We start from the raw sequence: 26,395 nt of genomic DNA on the forward strand, positions 1-26,395 counted from the left end.
TTACTCGATACCCTTTAAGCTACTTTTTCCTCATGAGAATCTGCTATGATTTGACGAATAATTTGGTCCAGTTCCTCTGCTGATTCTTGCATCGCCGTCACATAGAATTTTACTTGTTCGGGATCCTCCTCAAGGGCACCAGCCAATAAATCGGATAGAGCCATTACCTTTGCTAATGGAGCGCGTACAAGATGAGATTGAGTCCAGGCGATTTTTTTCAACTGTTCGCCTCGTTTTTCAGCCAAGATGGCAGGGCTCCAAGCTTCATCGATAATAGAAAGGGTGCCAAAACACTTTTTAGGTAAATTATTTGCTCCACGAATAACGAAAAAATGTTCGCGAACGCGAATTTTATCGCCATTTCGATTGAGGAGACTAAACTCCCAGGTATTTGCTCCGGAAGTAGTCCCATCCCAGGCTTTTTGAGAATTTCTTTTTAAGATCAATCTATCTTCAGGGCATACAATGGAATAAAAGTCTTCTTCGAGACGATTAGGTTTAAACTCATGTGGAAAAGAAAAAAGGGCATGAAAACTGCTCCCCCAGATAACCTGTTGCTGCTGCAGATCTAACTCCCAAAATAATTGAAATGAGGTTCCTTTATCCTGAGCCATCACCTGCGTCAAGCGTTCTACTTCTAACAGTGTATGCTCCTCTTCCATTCGGTCTTTAAGAACCAAAAGAAGCTTCTCCTGCTTGTTGTTTTTAAAGAGAGGAACGGCTTCCACTGAATACCGCTTTCCAGATTGCTTGTAGATTACTTCTACAAACCCTAAGTCTTTTTTCGATTGCACGGCATTCCAGCCAAGACTAAGAAAGCTGTCCAGATGCATTGATAACGAAAACAAAGTATCCAGAGAAGTCTTTTGGTGGGTATGATCTCCAAAAAGCTCCTGAGCACGCTGATTGAGGTACAGGAGTTGACCATTACGCTCCACGATAAGGACTGCTTGCAGCATTTGATCGAGCACTTCGCCCGCCTGTACCTCTTGATTAGGGTCGAAAAGTTGAAACTTCGTAAGCGCATAAAATGCGATGATGGTAAAGAAAAGCATCCCCATAGAAGTAAGTGGAATATCGGGAATACCGAGTAGAGGGAACATAATTTGGAACACGAAGCCCACACTAACGGGAAACGCGAGCCCTAGAAGTAGAAAGCCAATTTGCTTTTTCTTAATTCTAGCTGTTTGCTTTAACTTGTAATGATAAATCAGCAGGCTTATGGCGATAAATACGAGTGTTACCAGCCAAAAGCGCTGGATTAAATCACTTGAACCCGGACGAATCGCCAACGTGTAGCCCCAGATATCATGCTGATGGAAGGCATTAGGTTGTGGGTTGGCTTGATACAGACCAAAGAAAATAAAATACGGCAGCCAAATAGCGGAAAGAACCAATCGATTTTTTACTTGTGGGAGCTGCAAAAAATCCATTACAAAGTGTAAAAGCAATGCTCCAAGCGCTAACCACCCCATACTAAACATTTGGTCTAGTGCGACTGCATAGGCGTAAGAAAGTCCTGTTTGACGCAAAAAAAACTCTTCTATCTGCCAAAATAAAAGTGCAGTTTGAAAAAGTATAAACAAATTTACCCCTTTGTAGCTTTTGGTGTGTAAAAGCATATAAAGAATAACCAAGATATTAATTATACCCGGGATAAATACAAGCAATTGTCCTAAATTCACGCGTAATCATTTTATTTTCTCCAAACTAGAATAAGCCCATTATTCTGTAATTTACTGATTAAACAAAATAATCAACAGGCATTATACCCTAATTTACGAATTAAACCAACAAATAGATTACAATTCCTTTCATTTCGTAAATTAAATCCCAATCAAAGGAAATCGCATTTCGAAGCGAGTCCCTTGGTTAAGTGTACTTTCTATGGCTAACTGCGCATCATGAAGAGCTAGAAACTTATCGATAGTAGCGAGACCCAATCCTGAACCGGGAATATCGCCTACATTGGCGGCGCGGTAAAAAGGCTCAAAAATATTTTTTAATTCAGCCTCGGGAATTCCGATTCCCTCATCGATTATCCGAATTAAGAGTACGTCCTTTTCCCGCACAAATTCCAAGAGAGGCCGAGCATCTTTTGCGGAATATTTCAGGGCATTATCGATTAAATTCACCAGGACTTGTTCGATCAGCGTCGTATCCCAATGACAGTAAACCATTTGCGCTTCTGCTTGTGCGGTTAAGGTAATGTAGTCTACGATGGAGTGATGCTGCTGAAACTGTTTGATAAATTGGCCAACTTGAATCACTTCTTTATTTACTGGAAATTGTCCTTGATTCAGTTTTTCACTGTTTAAGAGGCGATCGAGTAAATTATTCAGATTAGCAATTTCTGTAGAAATTTTATCGAGCTGCTTACTCATTTTCTCGGGCTGACAGCTTTCTGGGTTTTGTAGATAGAGTTTAGCGATTTCAGTGCTACTTTTCATAATGGATAGGGGCGTTTTAAATTCATGCGAAACCAGCGAAATAAATTGAGATTTTAACTCGCTTAACTCTTTTTCTTTTTTAAGAGCAGAGCGCAGAACACCCTCAGATTCCATTTGTAGGGAAATATCACGACACAAGCCAAAATATTTAAAAACGCGTCCCTCTTTGTCTTTAATGATATTAATAGAGCTATCTAACCAGCGATAGGTTTTATCCGCGCTTTTAATTTTCCTTACATGTCGGAATGTATTTTCAGCAGTACGGTATTTTTCTTTAATGGCCTCCTTACAGAGCCCTGCCATCGCTTTAAGGGTTTTCTTGTTTTCAGGCTCAAAGCCCAACACTTTACAAACAGAATTCGACACAAATCCAGTTTCTAGGTCTTCATTCAGAATGAAAACAATGTCACTAGAGCTTTCGGTAAAACGCTGAAAAATGAGCTCTTTTTCTTTTGCATTCTTGGCAAAGAATTCTTTTTCCCTTTGTATTTCCGTCGTTTTGTAAATATTCCCTAGAACTGAAGCGATAGGCTCTAGAAAGGATTCGTCGTACTGCGTGTAGGCTTCTACTTTATTTGCTAGGCCTAGACAAGCGACGATAACTCCACCACAAAATACGGGAAGAATTAAACAGGAATTCAATTCCTGAGACGTTCTTTTTGAGCGGAATACGGAAATCACCTTTTGCTGGATAATACACTGATGAATAAGTAGTGTTAAGTCAGATCCATTTTTTACGTGTGTCTCCTCCCCTTGGGGATCATGTGAGAGCTGTACAAAGGAGTCAAACTTAACAAGCAACTGGCTATTCGATGCATCGCCATTCACCTTAGCAATAAAGCCGATGGATGAATCCGATAGGTCTGCCATACGGTGCATCAGGATATCTAAGCTTTTTTCATCTTTACTCGGTAAAAGAAAAGCGTTTTGCACCTGAATGACCTGTTGAAGCGCACTATTTTTTCTGACTAGCTCCACCTCAGTCCGTTTTAATAAATCGATGTCGCGCAGAAAAACAGACACACAGGGGACATCATCCATTTTGATCTTGACCAGTTGGAGCTCATACCAGCGAGGCCCGTTTTCTCCTAAAAATAACAGTACATCTACATTGGTGACATTTTCATCTGAATGAAAAATCCAGTCAATGACTGCCTGAAAAACTTCTTGATCTTTAAAAAATAAATGCAGCGGTAGCCCCTCTGAAAAGGCAGAAAGTGGAGTCTGCAAAAGATCAATCATCAGCCTGTTAGTCAAATGAACCGTAGTTAATTCCCGGTTAAAAATCGCGTAGGGATAGGGAACATTTTCGATAATATCGGCTAAGGACTGGCTGGTAAACTCTATTTTAATACGCCCATCTTTAACGAATAGAAAGCCTTTTAAAAACTTTCCATCTTTGGATTTCCAAAAAACATCTTGCACTTCAAAAAGTGCATCTTCGATGCGAAAAAAATACTCCATTTTAGAGTCGCTATTCTGATCCAGCATGCGGAGTTTCTCCTCCAGCGTAACGGGATGCTGAATCGCCACCGCAGACTCTTGCCACGTCTTATTGTTGAGTAAAATTTTTTTGATTTCAGGCCCAAAGCTACTTAGTAATTTTTCACTTTTATGCACGATGGTGCCGGTGGCAATTTCGATCACATAGTCCTCATTGACCAGTGCGGTGACGATAGGCTGCATATATTCGTTTGTGGTCGTTTTATTTCGAATCAAAAGGGTTCAAAGTAAAATTAATGCATATTTTTGTATAACCAAATAATCATTTAAGGCTCCGAGACCGTAAATAAGAAAAAAATCACGTGTGTGCTTATGCCCCATATACCGAAAATATTACTAATCGAAGATAACTTTTCTCTAGCTGAAAATACGAAAGAGCTATTAGAACTTAGTGGCTACAGTGTAACCGAAATTCTCCCTTCTTCTGAAGGCCTTGAGGAGAGTTTAAGGTTTAACAAGCCTGACCTGGTACTCTTGGATATTCGTTTGCAGGGAAAACACGATGGCATTACGATAGGTAAAATGATCCGTGGATTGGCAGCTATTCCGATCGTTTTTCTGACCTCATCCTCTGAAAAAAAAGTATTACATGAGGTCAAAGAAATTGTCCCTGAAGGCTATATCGTGAAACCCTACAGTAAAGAAACCCTTATTACCACGGTCACCATCGCCTTAAATAGTTTCCACCACCACTCTAAGGGAAAAGGAATTACCCTAGAACCAGACATCATAGGAAGCGCAAATGAATTCTTTATCCGAGAAAAAGGTTGGCTGAAACGTGTGAACATCGACCATATTCAGTATCTGAAGACAGAAGGTAGCTATGTGCATATCCATCTGAAGGATAAAACGATCACCATCCGTAACACCGTTAAGGATCTTATGTCACGCCTACCAGAAAGCTATTTTATTCGCGTACATAAATCCTTTATCGCCAATATAAAAATGATAAATGCATTCAACTCGAAAGAAATTCGTTTCGAAAACGACACTATTCCTTTAGGCAGAATGTACTATAGCGATCTGATGGATTCAGTTAATAAAATCAACTTATAAAAAAGCCACTCCTAAAGGAAGGAGTGGCTGAATAGCTGAACATAGCCTTATCAGCGTATACCTTGATCTGGATGTCTACCTACCACCGTCCTACCGAAGGCCATCATTTCTTCTATTTGCTCATGGATCTGTCCATTCGGTGTAATAACAGGTCCTATACCCGCTTCTTTCTTTTTATAATCTAAGTAGCCTACCACCACGGGAACGCGGGCACCCAGGGCGACATGATAAAAGCCTGTTTTCCACTTTGGAACATACTTGCGTGTCCCTTCAGGAGTAACCATAATCACCAGCTCATCACTTTCACGAAGCATGTTTGTCATGGCTTCCGTGTAGGTCTGCTTCCTCCCGCCGGGCACTCGCTTACGGTCTATACCGATACCCCCTAACCCTTTTATCACCCAACCTAGAGGGCCTACCATCGCTTCTTTCTTAATGGTAAAACGCACTGGAATATCCATTAAATAAAATGCCGCACGCGCATAGATAATATCCCAATTACTCGTGTGCGGAATCGCGATTAGCACTGCTTTTTTAAGCCCTTCAGGCCACTGGTTGTTTAACTTCCACCCAGAAATAAAAAAGATCAATTTAGCTAATAATTTCATAAGATCGCTACGCTTTTTTAACCCCTGTGATGCCGAATTCCTTTAACTCTGGCTGCTCATCCATATAATTGACTACAGCCGTATAGCCAGCATCGTAAATTTCCTGTGCCTTTTTAATGTCAAAAACGCCATACCTGGCTAGACCTTTCGGCTCTATAAAATAATCACATTTATCCTTTCGGCTGTATACATTATAATTCATAGACATAATAACGGTACGCTCTACCAGTTTCTTAATGTTCGAAATGGATGCATCCATCGGCAAATGGTTACAGTTGACCCCTATTAGCGTATCACACACCCCCTCTAGCGGTTCCACTGGAAGGTTATTTAAAACTCCACCATCTACTAAGATTTTATTCCCAATTTCTATTGGATCGAACATGCCCGGAATACAAGAAGACGCCATGACAGGTTTAATCAATTCGCCCTGATTAAAATAAACCACTTTCCCTCTTTGGATATCTGTAGCTGCCACCGTTAACTTAACCTTTAACGACTCGAAACTATCTTCTCCTAAATACTTACGGTATAACTCTTCCGTGGTATCCATCTTTAATATCCCTGTCCAGGAAATTGCCGGACGAATAAACTTAAAGTAGTTGGTTTTGACGATAATATCGAAAATTTCCTTTGGGGCGAAGCCCTTCGCATACATGGCCCCCACGATAGCCCCGGCAGAGCTACCAGATAGGTGTGTAGGAAAAATACCATAATCATTCAGCGCCTGCAGCACACCTAAATGCGCAATCCCCCGAATGCCACCCCCAGAAAGGGCGATACCTAATGTCGCTTTAGAGCTCATGAAAGTGAAATGTACGATCTAAACGCACCCCTTTTTCGGTCATCTTCACCGTACAGCAGGAATAGTTGGGATCATGTTCTAAGAATATAACATACTTGTTTTCCGCGGCTTCGCGCAAAAAAGCTTCTTTTTCCTTCAAGGTAAGTAAGGGACGCGTATCGTATCCCATCACGTAAGGTAAAGGTATATGCCCTACCGAAGGCAGTAAATCGGCTGCAAAAACGATCGTATGCCCCTTATAGGATATCTTGGGGATCATTTGTTTTTCGGTATGTCCGTCTACAGTGAAATACTCCATGCCCGGCATAAAAGTCCCTTCCGATTCTTGAAGAAACTGCAGCTGCCCTGACTCCTGCATCGGCAGCAGGTTATCTTTTAAGAAGGAGGCCTTTTCGCGTCCATTTGGATAAATCGCCCAATCCCAATGCGCCGCATGGGACCAGTAACGTGCCTCTGGGAAAAAGGGCACGATACGCCCTGCCCCATCCAAGACAGTCCCACCGCCGCAGTGATCAAAATGCAGGTGCGTAAGAAAATTATCCGTAATATCTGCTGGTTGAAAGCCGGCTTGTGCCAATGATTGCACTAAATTATCCTCTCCATGCAAGTAATAATGAGAAAAAAACTTGGCGTCCTGCTTATCTCCGATTCCATTATCGATTAACACGGCACGTGGGCCATCTACCACCAACAGGCAGCGCATCGCCCACGTGCATAAGTTATTCTCATCAGCAGGATTTGTTTTCGACCAAAGTGACTTAGGAACTACTCCGAACATAGCCCCTCCGTCTAATTTAAAAAACCCTGTCTCTATAACTTTTAATTCCATGTTTATTCTTGTACAACGCCCATGGAGCAAAACTTCTCGATACGTGCATCGATTCGCTCCTCTGGGCTAAGCGTGTCTAAGGTCTTCAAGGTTTCTAGAATAGTTGCTTTTACTGCCTTAGCCATTCCCTTCATGTCTTTATGCGCACCGCCTAATGGTTCTTGAATAATGCCATCGATCAACTTATTGGCTAACATGTCTGCGGAAGTCAACTTCAAGGCTTCAGCGGCTTGCTCCTTATAGTCCCAACTTCTCCAAAGAATGGAGCTGCAGGATTCTGGAGAAATTACTGAATACCACGTATTTTCGAGCATGATGACGCGATCACCTATCGCGATCCCCAAGGCACCACCCGAGGCTCCTTCACCAATAATAATACAAATAACCGGGACCTTCAACTTAAACATTTCCCGTAGGTTCTTGGCGATCGCCTCACCCTGTCCACGTTCCTCCGCCTCTAGGCCTGGAAAGGCTCCCGGCGTATCGATTAGGGTAACGATCGGTTTACCGAACTTTTCGGCCATCTTCATCAAGCGAAGTGCTTTTCTGTACCCTTCAGGGTTGGCCATTCCAAAATTCCGCTCTTGACGCTGTTTTGTATTGCGGCCTTTTTGCTGCCCGATGAACATGACCGTACGACCATTTAAATCACCGAATCCTCCAACCATCGCCTTGTCATCGCGTACCGTACGGTCCCCGTGAATCTCGATAAAATTATCGGTCATCTCGTAAATGTAATCTAAAGCGTAAGGCCTGTCTGGGTGGCGGGAAAGTTGTACACGCTGCCAGCGCGTTAAATTCGCAAAAGTTTCCTTTCTTAGCTCCATTATTTTTTCTTCTAAGGAGGTGATGTCAGCACTGAGATCCATGTTTTTGCTCTTCGCTAACACTCTCATTTCCTCAAGCTTAGACTCTAAATCTGCAATAGGCTTCTCGAATTCTAGTACCATTTTAATGCTATTTACCGGAAACAAATATAAGAATTAATTTATGAACGTAAAGTAAAATGAAATGAGAGGCTCCCCGACCGACGGAAAGCCTCCCCAAACGTTTACGAATGGTAAACGCTAAAGTTGCACGCTGTTACATGGTTTTAAAACCTCTTTTTTAGCCTAGAAAACACGAAAAAACATGAGATTCCCCAGGATGTGTCCTGTTATAGGGTGTGGCTTATAATATAGACTCGAAGTAGGCAATGGTTTTTTTCAGGCCCTCCTCCAGTACTACTTTGGGCTCCCAGCCCAACTCTTCCTTGGCTAAGGTGATTACGGGTTTACGCTGTAAAGGATCATCCTGCGGTAATGGACGGAAAACCAACTGACTTTTACTGCCTGTGAGCGCGATAATTTGTTCTGCCAGCTGCACCATCGTAAATTCACCTGGATTACCGATGTTTACAGGGCCCGTAAATCCATCGCGGCTATTCATAAGGCGGTACATGCCTTCGATCAAGTCATCGACGTAACAGAAACTCCTGGTCTGCGAGCCATCTCCATAAATGGTAATCGGATCACCCTTCAAGGCCTGCACGATAAAGTTACTCACCACACGGCCATCATTCGGATTCATGCGAGGCCCATAGGTATTGAATATACGCATCACCTTTATAGCAACCTTATGCTGGCGGTGGTAGTCGAAAAACAAGGTTTCTGCCGCACGCTTCCCCTCATCGTAGCAGGCACGAGGCCCGATTGGATTCACATTTCCGCGGTAACTTTCTGGCTGCGGGTGGATTTCCGGATCCCCATACACCTCCGAGGTGGAAGCCTGTAAGATTTTTATGCGCAGACGCTTCGCTAAACCTAACATATTAATAGCGCCTAAAACTGAAGTTTTTGTGGTCTGAACGGGGTCAAATTGATAATGTACGGGGCTAGCTGGACAGGCCAGGTTATAGATCTCATCTACTTCTAGGTAGGTGGGGAAAGTGACATCGTGCCGAAATAGCTCGAAGTCCTTATGGTCGAGTAGATGATGGATGTTCTTTCTACTGCCAGTAAAAAAATTATCCATGCAGATAACTTCATTTCCTTCACTTAACAGACGCTCACAGAGGTGGCTACCTAAAAATCCGCCGCCGCCAGTTACTAAAATTCGTTTCATAAAAAGCTTTTTATGGGTTTAGCTGTATGATATGTAAACAAAAATATCAGAATTCGCCTCCAAAAAAAAATTATGACTACTTTTGATTAGATTTTAATTTTTAGCACATGCAGAAAGTACTGATCACCGGGGGAGCAGGATATATTGGCTCCCACACAGCTGTTAAATTGATCGAGAATGGCATCACACCGATTATCGTGGATAATTTTAACAACTCAGAACGCTTCGTTTTAGAGCGCTTGGAAGAAATTACCAAACAAAAAATCATCTGCTACGAGGGTGATTGTAATGATCTGGCCTTTATGGATGCTCTCTTTGGTCAAGAGAAACTAGAGGGTGTCATTCATTTTGCAGCCTATAAGGCTGTGGGTGAAAGCACCCAAAAGCCCCTGAACTATTATGAAAATAATGTAGGCAGTCTTGTCGTTTTGTTGCGCCTCATGGAAAAATATAAGGTGAAAAACCTTGTCTTTAGCTCTTCTTGCACCGTTTATGGCCAGCCTGATATCCTTCCTGTGTCCGAAGAGACCCCTAGAAAGCCCGCAGAGAGTCCTTATGGGAACACAAAGAAAATTTGTGAAGACATTTTGCATGATGTTATCAGCAGTCAAAGTGGCCTCAAAATCATTTCCTTACGCTATTTCAATCCGATCGGCGCACACCCTTCCGCCCTTATCGGTGAGCTACCCAGAGGAGTGCCAAACAATTTGATTCCCTACATCACGCAGACGGCCATCGGGTTAAGAGAGAAGCTCTCTGTCTTTGGCAGTGATTATGCTACTCCAGATGGCACCTGTGTACGTGATTACATCCATGTAATGGACCTAGCGGACGCCCACCTGAAAGCCTTAGAATACGTAGAAAAACAGCCGGATAATTTTATCGATCTCTTTAATGTGGGCACAGGAAATGGGAACACGGTGCTGGAAGTCATTCAAGCCTTCGAATCGGCCTCCGGCCAAAAGCTGCGCTATGAGCTTACACACCGTAGACCCGGAGATGTAGAGCAGGTGTGGGCCGATACCAAGAAAATAAATGCCCTTTTAGGCTGGCAGGCCACTTTCTCTTTAACAGATGCATTGAGAGACGCCTGGAGATGGCAATTGGCCCTGAGCGAAAGATGAAATTATAGTAGCTGATAATGAAGCGCATAAACAAGAGGCAAGTAAATTTTTATTTGGTAGCTTGGCACTTATCAAACAAAAACTTACCTTTGCATTACTTCAAAAGAGAAGGATACTGTAGAAGTTTCAAAAGGAGTGGTAGTTCAGCTGGTTAGAATGCCTGCCTGTCACGCAGGAGGTCGCGGGTTCGAGTCCCGTCCATTCCGCTTTGTTCTTTTTATGTATGTTTAGGAGTGGTAGTTCAGCTGGTTAGAATGCCTGCCTGTCACGCAGGAGGTCGCGGGTTCGAGTCCCGTCCATTCCGCTTTTGTTTTGTTTATGTTTGTTTAGGAGCGGTAGTTCAGCTGGTTAGAATGCCTGCCTGTCACGCAGGAGGTCGCGGGTTCGAGTCCCGTCCGTTCCGCACTTTAGGCACCATCGGGTGCCTTTTTTGTTTTAAAAGCGTTTCATTCTAAGTACTTAGCTATCGCCTTTCATTTTTTTAATCCTTATCTTTGTCTTGCTGATTACTATATGCCGTATAAAGAAAGAGATATCGAAAAAAAGTACTTCACGATAGGAGAAGTAGCCCAGCTCATGGGAGTGAGTACCTCGGCCATCCGCTATTGGGAAGGTGAGTTTTCGATTATCAAGCCCAAAAAAGATAGAAAAGGTAATCGGCAATTTACCAAAGAAGACATCGAAAAGTTGCGCTTTATCCACCATCTGGTAAAAGAAAAAGGATATACCATTCAAGGCGCACAGGAGGTAGTCAAACAGCAGCACAATACTTTTTACGATAAAGCCGCTTTAATCGAAAGATTAAAGGCGATCAAACATTTTTTGCATGAAATCAGACAATCTCTCGACCAGCGCTCAGAAGGATGAGGCGCTATGTGAAGTAGCGCTAAGCCTCATGCCCCACTTGGGGCCGCTTGCTTTTAAAAACCTAATTAGCTATACGGGGAAAGCATCTCACCTATTCACTTGGGCTCCTAAACAGCTCCTACGTATTCCCCGCATTACACAAAAAGTGTTAGCGCAAGTGAAAGAGGCCAATAAATGGCTCGAAAAAGCACATCAAGTGCAGGAGCAAGCACATAAAAGAGGGATGCAGATCCTTCATTTCTCACACCCCAATTATCCTGACAGACTTCGGCGTATTGAAGATAGTCCGCTCGTGCTCTTTGTAAAGCATCCACAAGGACATAGCCTCTGCCCACTTCGTACCGTCGGCATCGTAGGAACACGGCATGCCAGCACCTATGGACTTCAAATCACCAAGCAAATCATCGAAGAATTAAGCCCCTACTCCCCTACCATACTTTCTGGACTCGCCTACGGTATCGATATCCATGCACATAGACAGGCGATGCATCTAGGACTTCCCACCTGGGCAGTACTTGGCTCACCCCTCGACCATATTTACCCACAATCACATGAAAAGGAAGCGCAGGCTATGCTGCAGTCGGGAGCCTTAATCAGTGAATACCGCCCTGGAGAAAAAATGCTGCCTAGTAATTTCCCGCAGCGTAATCGACTGATCGCCGGCCTATCCGATGCCGTCATAGTAGTCGAGGCCGCCAAACAGGGGGGTGCACTCATCACAGCTGAGCTGGCGTATGGGTACCATAAGGAAGTCTTCGCTGTTCCAGGAAATCTAAATTTACCCTATAGCGAAGGTTGTAATGCCCTTATCAAAACACTTAAAAGTGCGATCTACATGGATGCCCGACAGGTAGCGAAAGCACTGCACTGGAATGAACCCAAAGAAAAGAAGATCGTGCGACCCAAAAAACTTCTCGACAAACATGCCCTGTCGGCCACGGAATTAGCGGTGGTGGAGTTTTTAGAGCTCCATAAAGAAAGTCACCTCGACAGCCTCTGTCAGGCGCTTGCAGTAAACTCAGCCACGCTGGCCCCAAGCCTGCTCAAGCTCGAGTTTGAAGGGCTTCTCCGCAGCCTTCCCGGAAATAAAATTCGGTGGACAGCGTGAATGCACAGCTCTAAAGTAGAACAAGTGAGGAATGGGAAGTGAGGATCAGGAAGTGCTTGGCGTCTACCTCCCTTCCCTCACGCACAGCATCTCCAAAAGCCCTGTAACTTTAGCATGAACAGGAAAGAAATCAACCTTTTACAGGAAATTAACGAGTAGAGAACATAAAAAAACCTTTCTTTTTTACGTGACCGTAAAAAAGAAAGGTAAAAAAAGAGTGCCGCCGAAGGATTTTTGAACAGCCAGAGCACGCCTGCCGGCTACTCATGCGCGTAGACGCTCTGCTTAACGTCGCTTCACATTTGGAACCATAGATCCTAATGCCTTTTGGGCACCGCCCATCTTATTCATCTGCTTCATCAGCTTACGCATATCATTAAACTGCTTCAGTAAATTGTTTACTTCAGTAATGCTGCGCCCACTCCCCTTAGCGATCCGCTTTCTGCGGCTGCCGTCTAAAATATCCGGATGCTCGCGCTCCGCTGGCGTCATACTGCGGATGATAGCTTCTATCGGCTTAAAAGAATCATCATCGATATCTAATCCTTTCAAGGCCTTGCCCATCCCAGGAATCATACCCATAAGGTCCTTTAAGTTCCCCATTTTCTTGATTTGCTCTAACTGAGAGAGAAAATCATCGAAGTTAAATTGGTTCTTCCGTATCTTAGCATTAATACGCTTGGCTTCATCTTCGTCAAAAGACTGCTGCGCACGCTCTACTAAAGAGATAACATCCCCCATGCCGAGGATTCGCTGCGCCATACGGTCTGGGTGGAAAGCATCGATGTTTTCCATCTTTTCCCCCGTAGAAATAAACTTGATCGGCTTATTCACTACATGACGGATGGAAATGGCAGCACCCCCACGGGTGTCACCGTCGAGCTTGGTCAGCACCACCCCATCAAAATCGAGACGTTCATCGAAGGTCTTGGCTGTATTTACAGCATCCTGTCCCGTCATGGAATCCACCACAAAAAGCGTTTCCGATGGATTCAATGCCTTTTTCAATGCTTCGATCTCCTGCATCATCTGCTCATCCACAGCCAAACGACCCGCGGTATCGACGATTACTGTCTTTTTACCTGTCTTTTTCGCATGTGTGATCGCACGACTGGCGATTTCTAGGGCATTTTTATTTTCAGGCTCCGCATACACCTCTACGCCGATTTGCTCTCCCAGCACCTTTAGCTGATCGATCGCCGCAGGACGGTAAATATCACAGGCCACTAACAATACCTGCCTGCCCTGTTTTTTTAACTGACCTGCTAATTTCCCGGAAAAAGTCGTCTTACCAGAACCCTGAAGACCGGAGATCAACACGACAGCAGGATCTCCCTGCAAGTTGATGTCCTCTTTCTTACCCCCCATGAGCTTGGTTAGTTCCTCTTGGGTGATTTTAACCAATAGCTGGCCCGGAGATACGGCGATGAGCACGTCTCGCCCGAGTGCTTCTTGTTTGATGGTGTCTGTTACCTCCTTGGCTACCTTATAGTTAACATCGGCGTCGATGAGCGCCCGACGGATTTCTTTCACCGTGGAGGCAACATTGATTTCAGTAATTTTTCCGGTACCTTTCAGCGTTTTAAACGCCCGGTCTAATTTATAACTTAAATTATCAAACATGTCGCGAAATTCTTTTCCTGCAAAAATAAGCAAAAACTATTTCTAATCCTGCTGAAAGCAAGAATTACCTGCCCGATCGCCTATTTCCTGCCCGATGGCGGGAATCCTAGTAGGAATTTATTTATTTTGCGAAGCAAATGCCAAAACAAGACATGTCCCCTAATCATTTTCGCTCCATTCTTCCACATGCCCTCAGCCTTATCGGTTTCTACCTGCTGGTGCTCGTGTATTTTTCTCCTCTCGTGTTCGACGATAAAATTATCTTCCAAAACGACATCTTACAGTGGGAAGGTGGTGCAAAGGAAATTTTAGACCACCGGGAAGCTACAGGAGAACAGCTGCTTTGGACTAACCGCCTCTTTGGAGGGATGCCCGCCTACCTGGTGAGCTTGGAAGTGCCCGGCGACATCACAAATGCTGTTTTAAAAGGCATCAGCCTCGGCCTGCCACATCCTGTCAACAGTCTTTTTATCGGCATGATAGGCATGTATATCCTGCTGCTCAGCTTTCGCATCCGCCCCAGCATCGCTGCACTTGGCGCGATCGCATTTGCCTTTAACACCTTTCATCTCATCAGTCTAGACGCCGGCCATAATGCGAAAATATGGGCCATATGCTTGATACCGCTTATTTTCACCGGAATGCATCTGGTTTTCGAGCGCAAAACGCTGCTCGGCATGGCCCTCTTTGCCTTTGCACTGATGCTACAGCTGAAATTCAATCACCTGCAGATCACCTATTACACCTTGCTTATCATCCTGATTTATGGGATCCCACGCCTCATTCAAGGACTGCGCCGTCAACAGGCTCCACAGATGGGAGCCACTATCGGTGTACTGGTACTGGCAGCAGGCATCGCCTTTGGTGCGAACAGCACCCGCATCGCCACCGTCCTCGAATACGGCACTTACTCTACACGGGGTGCCGCCAATCTCCCCGGAGAGCAGCAGGAAGGTGAAAGTGGGCTCGGGAAAGCCTATGCCTTTAACTGGTCACAGGGGAAATTAGAAACCTTTACCCTCCTGGTGCCCTATCTTTACGGAGGGGGTAGTATGGAAGCCCTGCGGCCCGATAGCCAGTCAGAACAGGTTTTACGACAACAAGGCGCGGATGGCGCTCAGATCCGCGGCTTCACCTCCGGGGCGCCGACCTACTGGGGAGACCAGCCTGGCACGGGAGGTCCGATTTACGGAGGAGCACTCATGCTGGGCCTCTTTATTCTCGGTCTGCTTTTCGCTGAAAAAAACTACCGCTGGATCTTTTTGGGTATGGCGCTGACAGGGATTGTTTTGGCCCTAGGTGCCAATTTAAGCAGTGTCAACTACTTCTTATTCGATTATTTACCCGGTTATAATAAATTCAGGGCTGTCACCATGGCGCTCAGCATCACTCTTTTCGCTATTCCTGTTCTCGGTGCACTCGGCGCAGAACAGTTTTTAGCGGGAAGCTACCCGGAGAAAAAGCGCTATCAAGGGCTGGCTATCATGGTGGCTGTACCCCTTGTGTTTTTGCTATTCGGTGCCCTGTTCCTCGATTTTAGAGGGAAAGTAGATGGGAATCTGCCGGATTGGTTAGTGGATGCCTTGCGGGCCGACCGCCGCAGCCTCTTCCTGCGCAGTGCCTTTTCTAGCCTTTTGATGATACTCGGAAGCGCCGCACTGCTGTGGGCGATTTGGAAAAATAAGCTGCAAAGTGAAATCGGCATAGGACTGATGGTGCTCATCTTGACTGTGGATTTATGGATCATAAACAAGCGCTACCTGGGAGAAGAAGCCATGCGTACGAGCCCTGCCGCCTCCTTCTTTAGCGAAACGCCCGCCGATAAAAAAATCGCTGAGGATAAGGGATATTTCCGCGTCTTCAATCTTGAAAATCCCTTTAATGAAGCCCGCACCTCTTACCGATTTGCCAGTATCGGGGGTTACCACGGGGCAAAAATGCGTCGCTACCAAGAGCTTATCGAAGTCGGAATAAGCCCTGAAATCGATAACTTTATCCTCGCCGCACAGGAGGGTCAGTTTAACTATCAGGATCTTCCCATCCTAAATATGCTAAATACCCGCTACCTGATGGCAGGCCGCTCGGAACAAAATGTATTTCGGAATCCTCGCGCCTTGGGGCCTGCATGGTTCCCTCGTGAGGTAGTGCATGTCAGCAGTGCACAGGAAGAAATGGAGAAACTTACACGTATGAACACCGCTACGGTGGCCGTGATGGATACCCGCCAGCAAGAGGCCCTTTCGCCAGGAGCGGGCACGCTGGAGCTCCTGGATAGCCGACCCGATCGCTTGCGCTATGCCGCCAAGGTGGAAAAAGCCGGCCTAGCAGTCTTTTCTGAAATTCACTATCCGGAAGGCTGGATCGCGGAGGTGAATGGTGCAGAACTGCCGATTTATCGGGTCAACTACCTGCTCCGGGGCCTCAATCTACCGGAAGGCAGCTATGAAATTAGTATGCGCTTCGAACCAAAGAGTTATTTCGGCACGAAGACCCTGCTGGTCGTCTTCCAGTACCTTAGCGTCTTGCTCTTACTCGGAGCACTGGTGGTAGACCTTCGGTCAAAAGCTAAGACGCATGCGGCCTAAACTACTGCATATCTTTCCGCAGGCAAGCAGTTTTATTCGAGAAGACCAAGCACAGCTGGAAAAGTATTTTGAAGTGCTGCAAGATGTCCGCCCCTGGACGGATAAACGAAAAGCGGTTAAAAATTTTCTAGGGCAAGGGGTTTTTCTGCTGCAGCGGCTAGCGCAGGTAGACTATGTGCTAGTACAGTTTGCAGGCTATTGGTCCTTCCTTCCCACCCTTCTGGGCAAGTGGTACGGGAAGCCCGTTTACATCGTGTTGCATGGCACGGATGTGGCCGCACTGCCTGAAGTGGGATATGGTAGTCTTCGTATCCCTCTCTTGCGCCATGCGATCTACTGGAGTCTTAAATGGGCAACGGCACTTTTCCCTGTTTCCAGCGCCCTAGTTTGGACGGAGCTACATTTCGAGCCAGAGCTCCAAAAGCGACAGCAAGGCCTCTATGCCCATTTTCCGAATTTACTTAGCCCCGTGGCCATTATTCGGCAGGGAGTAGCCACCCGGTTTTGGGCTGCGCCCCACCCGCTTCCGCGACAGGAAAAGCAGTTCGCAGCAGTGATGGGGCCAGGTCAGGAGTACCTGAAAGGCCTAGACTTTATTTTTGAAATCGCCCGTCAGATGCCGGCCTACACCTTTCATATTGCCGGCCTACCGTCGGCGGGATTCACGAAAATGCCTGCGAATGTGTATCTTCTGGGGCGACTGGAAGCTGAATCCTTGCGCGATCTTTACCGCTGCAGTGGATTTTATCTCCAACTTTCCCTGTTTGAAGGCTTCGGTTGTGCGCTGGTAGAGGCTATGGCCGCAGGTTGCCTGCCTATCGTAGCGAACACCATGCATTTGCCCCACATCGTGGGGGAAAGCGGGTACCTATTGCCCTACCGAACCTTATTCGCCTGGGAGGCACTCTGGCAGCAGATAGAAGGTGAGCAGGAAGCCTGGGGGACTTTGCGCCAGCAGGCGCAAAACAGAGCAAAACACTATTTCGATAGCGCGCTGCGCGGAGAACAATTACAAGAAGCGATACGGATATGATGGAACAGTTAGCAGCCAAACTTGCCCGAAATGTTTACTGGATTCCTGGAGGGTACTTTATCGCCAAGGCACTTCGTCTCTTGTTTTTTCAAGTGGATAAGCGAAAGGAGAATCGCCGCTACTCCTTTCGGGGGGTGACTTTTGACATTCAGCCGGAGCAACAGATGGGAGCGGCGATGTACTGGCGTGGATCGCACGATTGGGCTCCTATTTTTGCGATGGAAAGGGTGCTAAAGCCGGGAGACACCGTGCTGGACATCGGTGCCAACCAAGGGGAGTATACGCTTTGGGCCGCCCGCAAGGTGGGTCCTGCGGGTAGGGTCTATGCCTTCGAGCCCTTCCCCCCTCTTTTTTCACAGCTTTGCACACATGTGTCCTTAAACCCCGCTTTCGACGAAAGGATCGTCTGCCTACCCCTCGGACTGGCCGAGACTGCGGGGCGACAGATGCTCTACACACGGGCGGGGGCGAATGAAGGTGTGAATACCCTTTTTCAAGATGCGCAGCATCAGCAGCCTCTGGAAGTGATCGAGCTGGATACGTTAGACAGTGTCTGTAAAAGACAAGGCATAAAGCACGTGGACTTCGTAAAAATCGATATAGAGGGAGCGGAGTTAGCTGCATTAAAAGGCGCTGAACAGACCCTTCGGAAGCACCTCCCCACCCTGCTACTGGAAGTGAATAAGAAAGCCTGTGCTGCTGCAGGCTACACCGCAGAGGAGCTAGTGGGCTATCTACAAACGCTGGGTTACACCCGGTTTGAGCGCGTGGGGCTACGGGGTAGGCTGGAGCCACTCGGAAAACTTCCAGCATTTAGTAATTTGATTATCAAACCCTAACCATGCAGGACTTAAAGCGCCAAAGCCTACTTACCGGGCTCTCCTCTTATGCTGGAGTGGTCATCGGCTACATCAATTTACTTTGGCTTTTGCCCTTTATTTTTAGTCCGGAGGAGTTCGGCACCTTCCGCGCCGTACAGGATTTTGGCTTGCTGCTGGTGCCATTTGCGCAGCTGGGTGCAGCGAATGGTCTCATCCGATTTTTCCCCACCGTCCGCAGCCAGCCACGGCGTCTCTTGATCATGAGTTTTGGGCTCTCCGCGTTCGGGTTTCTTCTTGTTTTACTTGCTTTCCAGGTTTTCGACACGGCACTTACGCAAGCCTTCAGCCAAAACGCGGCGGCCTTACTCGGGCAGCTAACAGCTACCAAGCTGTTACTCTTCTTTGCGCTGTGCGTCACACTGCTAGAGGCGCTTTCAGCTAGTTTTTTTAAAATGGCCATGCCTACCTTCTTCCGGGATGTAGGCATACGCTTGATGACTTTTGGCTTGGGCCTCAGCTACTATTTGGGCTTTCTTGATTTCGACCAAACCTGCCTAGGCTTAGCGGTCATTTATGCTGTGAACAGCATTTTCTTAGTGCTTTATCTGCTCCGTCAATCCACCGCAGTCCTTCCGCAGACAGCAGCTAAGCCTACCGAGAGCTCTGCACCCTTAAGCCTTCCCACGTTTCTTACCTACAGCCTTATCACCATGCTGGGGGCTGCAGGAGGCATCATCGTCTCTCGCGTGGATAGCCTGATGGTCAGCAGTTTAATCGGTTTAGAAGCTACCGCAGTCTATGCGATCGGATTTAGTATGGCTGTGGTCATCGAGCTGCCACGCAGGGTACTTTCTCAGGTGCATATTCCCGCGATTTCCCAGCACATGCAGCAGGACGACCGCGCGGCGATAGCGCAACTGTATACACGAATGGGAGTGACTCCTGCCCTACTGGCACTACTGGTTTTCATCTTAATTTGGGTCTGTTTGGACAGCATCTACGCCTATATCCCGAATGCTGAGGTCTATCGCGCAGGGAAGTGGGTGGTTTTTTGGATCGGCTCCGCCAAATTGATCGATGGTCTCTTTTCGCTGAATGGAGAAATCATCGTATACTCTAAATTTTACCGCTTTAATTTGGTTGCCACCCTCCTGATGAGCGTGGCTGTAGTTGGCTTTAATATATTATTCATCCCCACTTACGGCATTTCGGGAGCGGCCTTCGCCAGCTTTTTAGCTATGTTGGGCTTTAATGGATTAAAAGCTTGGTTTCTCTATGCCAAAATGCGGCTGCACCCTTTCTCTATTAATCAGCTTTATCTACTGATGATCAGTCTACTAGCACTACTTCCCCATGTACTACTAAAAGAATGGATGCTGCCTGCTTGGTTGAACATCCTCCTTCAGGCAAGTATAGCGGCCCTCGTTTATGGTGTGGGAATTTGGTGGGTAGGCCTCTGGCCAAAAGATATTTTAGGAAGGAATAAAAAATAAAACCTGGGCTTACAGAGTGTTACAAACCTCCATACTGACAAGATTTGAGCTGTCCGGAGATCGCAAACGTCCACTGTTAACCTGCTTGTTTACCAAACGAGGCTTCCCGAAGGAAGTGAGGCCTGTTTTTGAAAGGGACTTCACTCGGTATTTTTATTAAATTGTGAAGTTTGAACATGTCGTCAACCCAGGTTCTGTACAAATATACGAAAATTACTGGCTTGCTGTTTTCGAGTTGCTACTTTTTCCTGTCAGCGGCTCTAGGTCGCCGTACTATTCAACACGTATTCTCTTCTGTTCGTGCGCCCTATAGAATTTAAAGATTTTCACTATCTTTCTGATGGGCTAGAAACAGAAAGGCTACTTACTTGTCCTGTACGGATTCCCTATACGGACTAAATTTCCTCGGACTGATGAAATTTGGAAAAACACATTTACAGAACAGAAAACGTAAAGAAAAGAAAGTATACAAGTATTATTTCATTTGTAAGGCTATTATGCGTTAAAAGCGTAATTTTGTATGGTTTTCACCTATTACTATGTACGAAATCAAAAAATTAATTGTCTGTCTGGATTTAACTAGCCTGGACGAGACGCTTATTCGGTTTGCTTCCTTTATCGCAGAAGCGAACAGCACGAAAAAAGTTTATTTCACGACGATCATCCGGCATTTAAACATTCCTAAAGAGGTGCTGAAGGAATTCCCGAATTTAATAGAAAAGATGATCGATGAGCGGAAGCAGCAGATGCGTGAGCAGGTGGAGCGCCATTTTCAGGCCTCTTCTTCCATCTCTTTTATCGTAAAAGATGGGCAGCTTTCGAAAAAAATCCTGAAGCTAGCGCATGAAAAGTCTGCAGACATGATTTTAGTAGGGCGTAAAACGACTTTGCACGGAACGGGCGTCATTTCCCAGCGTCTGGCCCGCAGAGCTTCCTGTTCTTTACTGATCATTCCTGAGGGTAGTCAGCCGAAGATGGACCGCATACTGGTGCCCAGCGATTTTTCAGACTATTCACGCGATGCCATGGAGGAAGCCATCATGATCGCTGCCCGCTACGGGGATGCCGCCCATATTACCTGTCAAAATGTGTTTACAGTTCCATCTGGTTATCATTTTACGGGTAAATCGTACCAAGAATTTTCGGAGATTATGCGCATGCATGCTGAGATCAATTTTAAAAAATTTATAAAAAAAATCGATACGAAAGGCATTCAGGTCACACCCGTGTACACAAAGGATGAGGATGAGGATCCGGTGGAAGACATTTTAGAGAAGGCCAAAGAGATACAGGCGGATAGCATCATCATTGGGGTAAAAGGGCGTACGGCTGCCACTGCGCTCTTTATCGGTTCGATGGCCGAGCGCTTGATTCAACTTAACGATCGTTTCCCGCTTTTAGTGACACGGCCGAAGGGTAAAAATGCGGGAATTTTAGATTATATTTTAGAGATCTAGCCGAAATACCTTTGGGTGAATTAAACCTTTTTTCTTTTTCGCTATCCAAGCAGGTAGATGCAGCTTGATGATGCCACTTTACTCGCCTTGATTCAGTCTCCGGCCACATATGAAAAAGGCTGTAGACTACTGGTTTCCAGCTATCAGGCTCGTTTATATGCACTTATACGTAAAATGGTGCTGCTTCATGAGGATGCGGATGACGTCCTTCAAGAGACCTTTTTAAAGGCATGGCGGAATATCGGGCGTTTTGAGGGGCAGTCGAGTTTATACACTTGGCTCTACCGCATCGCGGTCAATGAGTCTTTAAATTTTTTAGAAAAAAAGAAGCGGCGGTTACTGTTTTTTAGCTCCAACCATGAGGAAGAGATGGCGCGGTATGTGCAGCATGCTTCTGAGTTTGATGGAGATGAAGTGGAGCGCCGTTTACAGCGGGCGCTACTTACGCTACCGGACAAACAGCGCCTCGTCTTTCAGTTGCGGTACTACGACGATTTAAGCTATGAAGCCATAGCCGAAATTACAGGCACTAGTGTGGGGAGTTTGAAGGCAAGCTACCACCATGCGGTAAAAAAAATTGAGGTAAGTGTAAAAGAAGAATAAACCTGAGCAAATACTCCCTGTCTAAAGATATGATGCAAGCAAACAAATCACCACAATGGGCCACTCCCCCAGAGGGATATTTCGAAGGACTTTACCCTGCCACACGGGCACGGCAGCAGCGTCAGGAGCGCTTGTTAGCGCTGCGCAACTGGTCGCTGGCAGCGATATTACTGCTTGGGATCGGCTTGAGCTGGTGGGCGAAGGACCGGGAGTCCTTGGTAGCGGATGACAACTACTATCTATTTAGCAGTGTGGAAGACCAGTTTTGGCTTTATGATCTTTCCTTTACCGAAGAGGATATACTGGACTGGAGTGATGATCCTGTAGGTCTTTTAGAGGAAGTGGTCCACGATGAATATGGGCTTTCCGAATGGGAGATTGATTTTAATACCTTGGATATAGATGGTTATGAATAAGTTACAATTTATAGGATTTGTCTGCTTTCTTTTTATCGGAATAGGCAGTGTAGAGGTAATGGCACAGCGTGGCCCGGGTCAGGGTGCGGGTCAGGAACGCAGTTCTTCGGAGCTGGGTAGCCAAAGTGAGCGACTCGAGGCTGCACGCGTAGCCTTCTTCACGAACCGCCTAGCACTTAATGCTGAGCAAGCTTCTCGTTTCTGGCCCTTATACAATACCTATCAAGAGCAGCGAAACGCAGAAATCCGTGAAATTCGAGCGCTGACAAATCGAAATCCCGACAAATTAACGGAGAAAGAAATCGATCAAGTAATTGAACGTAAACTCCAGCATCAGCAAACGATGCAAACACTGGAAATTAATTTTATGCAACAGATGCAAGAGGTGTTAGACCCGAAGCAACGGTTTATTTTGATGGGAATCAATCGGGATTTCATGCGGCATCTCTCAGATATGCAGCGCAGAGGGAGAGGAAGAGAATAATACCGCTTGGGATTAAAAAATTATAGGTTATGATTTGGTAATGGATAAGGGGAAGGCCATTTATTTTTTGTAAATTTGGCCAACCTATTAGACCTATTAACAGACATATGAAAATTGCTTTAATCGCCCATGATGGCAAGAAAGCAGACATGGTGCATTTTTTAGGTGGCTTTAAGGAGCTGCTCCATCATGCTGACATCACCCTTTGTGCCACGGGCACCACGGGCACCCATATCGAAAAAGCAGGGTTTCAAGTGGAGAAATTACTTTCTGGACCTCTAGGAGGGGATGCCCAGATAGCGGCCATGGCAGCACAAAAGGAAATTGCTATCGTCGTATTTTTCAGAGACCCACTTGACAAGCATCCACATGAGCCGGATGTACAAATGCTCCTCCGCTTATGTGATGTGCATAATATTCCTTTGGCCACTAATCCGGCTACGGCGGATTTAATCTTTAATGGACTTCAACTGAAACTTCATGGAAACTAAAGTAATAAAAAGAATCGGTGTTTTAACCTCAGGAGGAGATGCTCCTGGCATGAATGCGGCGATTCGCGCTACTGTGCGTGCTGGTTTTTACTATAACTTAGAGATGTTCGGCATCTATCGCGGATACGAAGGGATGATCGCGAATGACATTAAACGGCTGGAGAGCCGGCATATCGCTCATGTTTTAGAGCGAGGGGGTACCTTTTTAAAATCAGCCCGTTCGGCGGCATTTCGTACCCCGGAGGGTCGCCAAAAGGCTTACGAAAACCTTAAGAAGCATCAAATTGATGCCCTAGTGGTGATCGGCGGAGATGGTTCTTTAACAGGAGCGCATCTCTTTTTTCAGGAGTTCGGAATTCCGGCGATAGGCTTACCTGGGACGATTGATAACGATCTTTCAGGAACAGATTTAACTATAGGTTTTGACACGGCCTGCAACACGGCCATTCAGGCCATCGATAAAATTCGGGATACGGCGACTTCTCATGATCGCCTATTTTTTGTTGAAGTGATGGGGCGGGATGCAGGCTTTATCGCCATTAATGCGGGTATTGGGTCCGCGGCGGCAGCGACTTTAATACCAGAAAAAAAGATGCCGATCGAAAAGCTCGTAGACCGTCTCAAGGCACGTACGAAGGCGATGAAGCAGTCGAACATTGTGATCGTAGCCGAAGGTGGAAAAAGTGGCGGGGCCGTAGAGATCGCAGAAAAAGTACAGAAACACCTGCCTTACTTTGATATCAAAGTGACCATCTTGGGGCATTTACAGCGAGGGGGATCTCCTAGCTCCTTCGACCGCGTTTTAGCTAGTAAACTCGGTGTGGCGGCAGTGGAAGGCCTGATGCAAGGCAAGTATGATGTCATGGCGGGTATTATCAATAATAAAATTGTTTTCACTCCTATCACCAAAGCGATCGTAGATGATAAAGAGGTAGATGAAGATGATTTCCGTATCGCGAAAATTTTATCTACTTAATTTGATTCTTATCCTGGCCTTATGGCATGTGGCCTCTTTGGAGAAGCAGCAGCCCACAGGCTGGAAACCAATAAAGGAAAAACGGGCCGGACAGCGCATGTTTGTAGCCCGCTTTTCATTTTGCACTGCAGCTACCCCGCTTGTCTAAAATCCCTTGTTCCTCCTGTGCCTTTTTTCTTTCTTGGAAGCATAAACATCTTGTGATACCCATGAAAAAAATGCTCTTCAGCATCCTATTGTTTCTTTTCATGCTGGCAGCGCATGCCAGTACACTGGTACCGCTCATAACTACCTATCAGGCAGATGTGGGGGCGCTAGGCAGACTCTACCCGAATAGTCTATCGGTGGCCTATTTCGATCGTTTCGAGCGGCTCTACACCGACTGGCTGGAGGAATTAAAGAAAATCGATTATGCTACCTTGAGCATCGACGATAAGATGGACTATCAGCTGTTTCGCAACCATCTAACGATGAAGTTAAAGGCGCATCAGGATGCCTACGCTGCCTTTCAGCAAGTCGCTGAAGTGCTTGACTTTGATGCCGACTTACAGGATTTTATACAGAAACGTAAGCGTGCGAAGAAGCCCGATGCTGCAGCTTTAGCGGAGCAGTTTCACGCGGCAGCCCAGGCCATCGGCCAAAAACAGGTTGCACTCCCTAAGCGCCCCCCTTATTCCTCTTGGCAACAAGCAGCTCTGGCTGCACAGGTTGTGCGTGCTTTCAAACGTAGCGTAGAAGAGGCTTATCAGTTTTATTTTGACTACGACCCGGCCTTTACCTGGTGGCTGAAAAAACCTATGGAGGAGCTTGCTAAGCGGGCGGATGGCTATGCCAAGGCATTAGAGGTGCATTATTCCTCCACGAGTGTAAAAGATGACGGTTCTGGTATTATTGGTTTGCCTATCGGCAAAGCTGCCATCGATCGGGAACTCGCCGCAAACATGATCCCCTACAGTGCAGAAGAGCTTATTCGTGAAGGAGAAAAGCAATATGCTTGGTGCGAGGCAGAAATGATGAAAGCCTCACAGGATTTGGGATACGGAAAGAACTGGGCAGAAGCATTAGAATCTGTAAAAAACCAGTATTTACCTCCTGGTGACTGGCCGCAGCATGTGGTGGAAATGGCGGAGGAGGCGATCACTTATGTTCAAGAAAATGATTTGATCAGCCTTCCAGATATGGCTATCGAATCCTGGAGAACGACCATGCTGTCTGCAGAACGGCAGCGTGTGAGCCCTTTTTTCTTAGGTGGAGAGAGTATCTTAATCGCTTACCCGACCTCCGAAATGTCACACGCTGACAAGCTCATGAGCCTTCGAGGAAATAATCCGCACTTCGCACGGGCTGTGGTACATCATGAGCTTATTCCCGGTCATCACCTGCAGCAGTACATGAATCAGCGACACTTTCCGCATCGAAGGCTTTTCAACACCCCTTTTTGGGTGGAAGGCTGGACCCTTTACTGGGAGTTCAACCTTTGGGACAAAGGCTTTGCCGCCACCCCGGAGGATAAAATTGGCATGCTGTTTTGGCGTATGCATCGAGCTGCGCGCATCATTTTCTCCTTAAAATACCATCTAGGCGAGTGGACGCCTCAGCAGTGCATTGACTTCCTCGTAGATCGTGTGGGACATGAGCGGGCAAATGCTGAAGCAGAAGTAAGGAGGTCTTTTGAGGGGAGCTATGGACCTTTATACCAGCTCGCCTACATGATCGGTGGCATCCAAGTACAGCAGTTGCGTACAGAAATGGTCGAAGAGGGAACCATGACGGAAAAGGAGTTTCATGATTTCTTCATTCGACAAAATTATACACCTATCGCACTTCTGCGCGCTCGTATGCAGGGCGATATTCCACAAGACTTCAAAGGAGATTGGCGTTTTTTAACCCCTTAACGCTATTCAAAAGATAAATAAGTGGCATCAGATCCCCTTAAAAAGTAAAAAGTGCATCACTTATA

General features: G+C 46.1%; 23 protein-coding genes and 3 tRNA genes. 18 read left to right on the forward strand and 8 right to left on the reverse strand.

The window, feature by feature from the left end; translation table 11 throughout:
* Nucleotides 1-14: 14 nt before the first annotated feature.
* Nucleotides 15-1,685 (reverse strand): histidine kinase N-terminal 7TM domain-containing protein, encoded by a 1,671-nt coding sequence (locus tag ACXIT9_RS03075; protein WP_458054777.1) that lies wholly within the window; start codon nucleotides 1,683-1,685, stop codon nucleotides 15-17.
* A gap of 141 nt (nucleotides 1,686-1,826) precedes the next feature.
* The gene (locus tag ACXIT9_RS03080) at nucleotides 1,827-4,097 is read right to left on the reverse strand and encodes an ATP-binding protein (protein WP_458054778.1); all 2,271 of its coding nucleotides are present in this window, start codon (nucleotides 4,095-4,097) and stop codon (nucleotides 1,827-1,829) included.
* A gap of 168 nt (nucleotides 4,098-4,265) precedes the next feature.
* On the opposite strand from ACXIT9_RS03080, the gene ACXIT9_RS03085 reads away from it, so the two are divergent.
* A complete protein-coding gene (locus ACXIT9_RS03085; RefSeq protein ID WP_458054779.1) occupies nucleotides 4,266-5,009 on the forward strand; it encodes a LytR/AlgR family response regulator transcription factor in 744 nt (247 codons plus the stop codon).
* A 50-nt stretch (nucleotides 5,010-5,059) separates the two neighbouring features.
* Here ACXIT9_RS03085 and ACXIT9_RS03090 read toward each other — a convergent pair whose 3' ends face one another.
* The 5 genes from ACXIT9_RS03090 to ACXIT9_RS03110 all read right to left on the reverse strand — a co-directional run bounded on the left by ACXIT9_RS03090 (nucleotide 5,060) and on the right by ACXIT9_RS03110 (nucleotide 9,354).
* Nucleotides 5,060-5,617: a 1-acyl-sn-glycerol-3-phosphate acyltransferase gene (locus ACXIT9_RS03090; RefSeq protein WP_458054780.1), complete on the reverse strand. Its 558-nt coding sequence runs from the start codon at nucleotides 5,615-5,617 to the stop codon at nucleotides 5,060-5,062.
* Between the two features lie 7 nt (nucleotides 5,618-5,624).
* Entirely contained in the window at nucleotides 5,625-6,422 is a 798-nt protein-coding gene (locus ACXIT9_RS03095; protein ID WP_458054781.1) for a patatin-like phospholipase family protein, read from the reverse strand.
* Nucleotides 6,412-7,251: an MBL fold metallo-hydrolase gene (locus ACXIT9_RS03100; protein WP_458054782.1), complete on the reverse strand. Its 840-nt coding sequence runs from the start codon at nucleotides 7,249-7,251 to the stop codon at nucleotides 6,412-6,414. The genes ACXIT9_RS03095 and ACXIT9_RS03100 overlap by 11 nt, the downstream gene beginning before the upstream one ends.
* A gap of 2 nt (nucleotides 7,252-7,253) precedes the next feature.
* Nucleotides 7,254-8,201, reverse strand: a complete 948-nt coding sequence (locus tag ACXIT9_RS03105) for an acetyl-CoA carboxylase carboxyltransferase subunit alpha (protein ID WP_458054783.1) — start codon at nucleotides 8,199-8,201, stop codon at nucleotides 7,254-7,256.
* Between the two features lie 220 nt (nucleotides 8,202-8,421).
* Nucleotides 8,422-9,354 carry a UDP-glucuronic acid decarboxylase family protein gene (locus tag ACXIT9_RS03110; RefSeq protein WP_458054784.1) on the reverse strand — a complete coding sequence of 311 codons (933 nt, stop codon included), beginning with the start codon at nucleotides 9,352-9,354 and terminating at the stop codon, nucleotides 8,422-8,424.
* A 107-nt stretch (nucleotides 9,355-9,461) separates the two neighbouring features.
* Between ACXIT9_RS03110 and galE the strand changes: the two genes are divergently transcribed.
* The 6 genes from galE (at nucleotide 9,462) to dprA (ending at nucleotide 12,453) form a co-directional block, all read left to right on the forward strand.
* Nucleotides 9,462-10,478 carry a UDP-glucose 4-epimerase GalE gene (gene galE, locus ACXIT9_RS03115; RefSeq protein WP_458054785.1) on the forward strand — a complete coding sequence of 339 codons (1,017 nt, stop codon included), beginning with the start codon at nucleotides 9,462-9,464 and terminating at the stop codon, nucleotides 10,476-10,478.
* Nucleotides 10,479-10,610: 132 nt separating this feature from the next.
* A tRNA-Asp gene (locus ACXIT9_RS03120) sits at nucleotides 10,611-10,684 on the forward strand.
* 24 nt (nucleotides 10,685-10,708) lie between these two features.
* Nucleotides 10,709-10,782, forward strand: a tRNA-Asp gene (locus ACXIT9_RS03125).
* Between the two features lie 25 nt (nucleotides 10,783-10,807).
* A tRNA-Asp gene (locus ACXIT9_RS03130) sits at nucleotides 10,808-10,881 on the forward strand.
* Between the two features lie 110 nt (nucleotides 10,882-10,991).
* Nucleotides 10,992-11,345: a MerR family transcriptional regulator gene (locus ACXIT9_RS03135; RefSeq protein WP_458054786.1), complete on the forward strand. Its 354-nt coding sequence runs from the start codon at nucleotides 10,992-10,994 to the stop codon at nucleotides 11,343-11,345.
* A complete protein-coding gene (dprA, locus tag ACXIT9_RS03140; RefSeq protein ID WP_458054787.1) occupies nucleotides 11,305-12,453 on the forward strand; it encodes a DNA-processing protein DprA in 1,149 nt (382 codons plus the stop codon). Before ACXIT9_RS03135 ends, dprA begins: the two co-directional genes overlap by 41 nt.
* Before the next feature lie 285 nt (nucleotides 12,454-12,738).
* Here the strand turns inward: dprA and ffh are convergent, their stop codons facing one another.
* Nucleotides 12,739-14,076, reverse strand: coding sequence for a signal recognition particle protein (ffh, locus tag ACXIT9_RS03145; RefSeq protein WP_458054788.1), 1,338 nt, complete (start codon nucleotides 14,074-14,076; stop codon nucleotides 12,739-12,741).
* A gap of 152 nt (nucleotides 14,077-14,228) precedes the next feature.
* Here ffh and ACXIT9_RS03150 point away from each other — a divergent pair, with 152 nt between their 5' ends.
* From ACXIT9_RS03150 to ACXIT9_RS03200, 11 genes are all read left to right on the forward strand, one after another.
* Complete coding sequence (locus ACXIT9_RS03150) at nucleotides 14,229-16,661, forward strand: hypothetical protein (protein ID WP_458054789.1); 2,433 nt, start codon at nucleotides 14,229-14,231, stop codon at nucleotides 16,659-16,661.
* Nucleotides 16,651-17,694, forward strand: a complete 1,044-nt coding sequence (locus ACXIT9_RS03155) for a glycosyltransferase (RefSeq protein ID WP_458054790.1) — start codon at nucleotides 16,651-16,653, stop codon at nucleotides 17,692-17,694. The genes ACXIT9_RS03150 and ACXIT9_RS03155 overlap by 11 nt, the downstream gene beginning before the upstream one ends.
* Nucleotides 17,691-18,533, forward strand: coding sequence for an FkbM family methyltransferase (locus ACXIT9_RS03160; protein WP_458054791.1), 843 nt, complete (start codon nucleotides 17,691-17,693; stop codon nucleotides 18,531-18,533). Before ACXIT9_RS03155 ends, ACXIT9_RS03160 begins: the two co-directional genes overlap by 4 nt.
* A 2-nt stretch (nucleotides 18,534-18,535) precedes the next feature.
* Nucleotides 18,536-20,008 (forward strand): lipopolysaccharide biosynthesis protein, encoded by a 1,473-nt coding sequence (locus tag ACXIT9_RS03165; RefSeq protein ID WP_458054792.1) that lies wholly within the window; start codon nucleotides 18,536-18,538, stop codon nucleotides 20,006-20,008.
* 539 nt (nucleotides 20,009-20,547) lie between these two features.
* Nucleotides 20,548-21,465, forward strand: coding sequence for a universal stress protein (locus ACXIT9_RS03170; RefSeq protein WP_458054793.1), 918 nt, complete (start codon nucleotides 20,548-20,550; stop codon nucleotides 21,463-21,465).
* A gap of 57 nt (nucleotides 21,466-21,522) precedes the next feature.
* Nucleotides 21,523-22,068 carry an RNA polymerase sigma factor gene (locus ACXIT9_RS03175; protein WP_458054794.1) on the forward strand — a complete coding sequence of 182 codons (546 nt, stop codon included), beginning with the start codon at nucleotides 21,523-21,525 and terminating at the stop codon, nucleotides 22,066-22,068.
* 29 nt (nucleotides 22,069-22,097) lie between these two features.
* Nucleotides 22,098-22,484, forward strand: a complete 387-nt coding sequence (locus tag ACXIT9_RS03180) for a hypothetical protein (RefSeq protein ID WP_458054795.1) — start codon at nucleotides 22,098-22,100, stop codon at nucleotides 22,482-22,484.
* Entirely contained in the window at nucleotides 22,477-22,968 is a 492-nt protein-coding gene (locus tag ACXIT9_RS03185; protein ID WP_458054796.1) for a Spy/CpxP family protein refolding chaperone, read from the forward strand. Before ACXIT9_RS03180 ends, ACXIT9_RS03185 begins: the two co-directional genes overlap by 8 nt.
* Before the next feature lie 107 nt (nucleotides 22,969-23,075).
* On the forward strand, nucleotides 23,076-23,459 hold the full coding sequence (locus tag ACXIT9_RS03190) for a methylglyoxal synthase (RefSeq protein WP_458054797.1): 384 nt from the start codon (nucleotides 23,076-23,078) through the stop codon (nucleotides 23,457-23,459).
* On the forward strand, nucleotides 23,449-24,435 hold the full coding sequence (gene pfkA, locus ACXIT9_RS03195; protein ID WP_458054798.1) for a 6-phosphofructokinase: 987 nt from the start codon (nucleotides 23,449-23,451) through the stop codon (nucleotides 24,433-24,435). The genes ACXIT9_RS03190 and pfkA overlap by 11 nt, the downstream gene beginning before the upstream one ends.
* A 209-nt stretch (nucleotides 24,436-24,644) precedes the next feature.
* On the forward strand, nucleotides 24,645-26,330 hold the full coding sequence (locus ACXIT9_RS03200) for a DUF885 family protein (RefSeq protein WP_458054799.1): 1,686 nt from the start codon (nucleotides 24,645-24,647) through the stop codon (nucleotides 26,328-26,330).
* The last annotated feature ends 65 nt before the right edge of the window (nucleotides 26,331-26,395 follow it).

The sequence above is a fragment of the Nitritalea sp. genome, from assembly GCF_054166705.1.

What these genes read in the sequence shown, in the direction of transcription:
- ACXIT9_RS03085 (WP_458054779.1), top strand. Translation starts at nt 4,266, where the DNA reads ATGCCCCATATACCGAAAATATTACTAATCGAAGATAACTTTTCTCTA.
- ACXIT9_RS03090 (WP_458054780.1), bottom strand. Translation starts at nt 5,617, where the DNA reads ATGAAATTATTAGCTAAATTGATCTTTTTTATTTCTGGGTGGAAGTTA.
- ACXIT9_RS03095 (WP_458054781.1), bottom strand. Translation starts at nt 6,422, where the DNA reads ATGAGCTCTAAAGCGACATTAGGTATCGCCCTTTCTGGGGGTGGCATT.
- ACXIT9_RS03100 (WP_458054782.1), bottom strand. Translation starts at nt 7,251, where the DNA reads ATGGAATTAAAAGTTATAGAGACAGGGTTTTTTAAATTAGACGGAGGG.
- ACXIT9_RS03105 (WP_458054783.1), bottom strand. Translation starts at nt 8,201, where the DNA reads ATGGTACTAGAATTCGAGAAGCCTATTGCAGATTTAGAGTCTAAGCTT.
- ACXIT9_RS03110 (WP_458054784.1), bottom strand. Translation starts at nt 9,354, where the DNA reads ATGAAACGAATTTTAGTAACTGGCGGCGGCGGATTTTTAGGTAGCCAC.
- galE (WP_458054785.1), top strand. Translation starts at nt 9,462, where the DNA reads ATGCAGAAAGTACTGATCACCGGGGGAGCAGGATATATTGGCTCCCAC.
- ACXIT9_RS03135 (WP_458054786.1), top strand. Translation starts at nt 10,992, where the DNA reads ATGCCGTATAAAGAAAGAGATATCGAAAAAAAGTACTTCACGATAGGA.
- dprA (WP_458054787.1), top strand. Translation starts at nt 11,305, where the DNA reads ATGAAATCAGACAATCTCTCGACCAGCGCTCAGAAGGATGAGGCGCTA.
- ffh (WP_458054788.1), bottom strand. Translation starts at nt 14,076, where the DNA reads ATGTTTGATAATTTAAGTTATAAATTAGACCGGGCGTTTAAAACGCTG.
- ACXIT9_RS03150 (WP_458054789.1), top strand. Translation starts at nt 14,229, where the DNA reads ATGTCCCCTAATCATTTTCGCTCCATTCTTCCACATGCCCTCAGCCTT.
- ACXIT9_RS03155 (WP_458054790.1), top strand. Translation starts at nt 16,651, where the DNA reads ATGCGGCCTAAACTACTGCATATCTTTCCGCAGGCAAGCAGTTTTATT.
- ACXIT9_RS03160 (WP_458054791.1), top strand. Translation starts at nt 17,691, where the DNA reads ATGATGGAACAGTTAGCAGCCAAACTTGCCCGAAATGTTTACTGGATT.
- ACXIT9_RS03165 (WP_458054792.1), top strand. Translation starts at nt 18,536, where the DNA reads ATGCAGGACTTAAAGCGCCAAAGCCTACTTACCGGGCTCTCCTCTTAT.
- ACXIT9_RS03170 (WP_458054793.1), top strand. Translation starts at nt 20,548, where the DNA reads ATGTACGAAATCAAAAAATTAATTGTCTGTCTGGATTTAACTAGCCTG.
- ACXIT9_RS03175 (WP_458054794.1), top strand. Translation starts at nt 21,523, where the DNA reads ATGCAGCTTGATGATGCCACTTTACTCGCCTTGATTCAGTCTCCGGCC.
- ACXIT9_RS03180 (WP_458054795.1), top strand. Translation starts at nt 22,098, where the DNA reads ATGATGCAAGCAAACAAATCACCACAATGGGCCACTCCCCCAGAGGGA.
- ACXIT9_RS03185 (WP_458054796.1), top strand. Translation starts at nt 22,477, where the DNA reads ATGAATAAGTTACAATTTATAGGATTTGTCTGCTTTCTTTTTATCGGA.
- ACXIT9_RS03190 (WP_458054797.1), top strand. Translation starts at nt 23,076, where the DNA reads ATGAAAATTGCTTTAATCGCCCATGATGGCAAGAAAGCAGACATGGTG.
- pfkA (WP_458054798.1), top strand. Translation starts at nt 23,449, where the DNA reads ATGGAAACTAAAGTAATAAAAAGAATCGGTGTTTTAACCTCAGGAGGA.
- ACXIT9_RS03200 (WP_458054799.1), top strand. Translation starts at nt 24,645, where the DNA reads ATGAAAAAAATGCTCTTCAGCATCCTATTGTTTCTTTTCATGCTGGCA.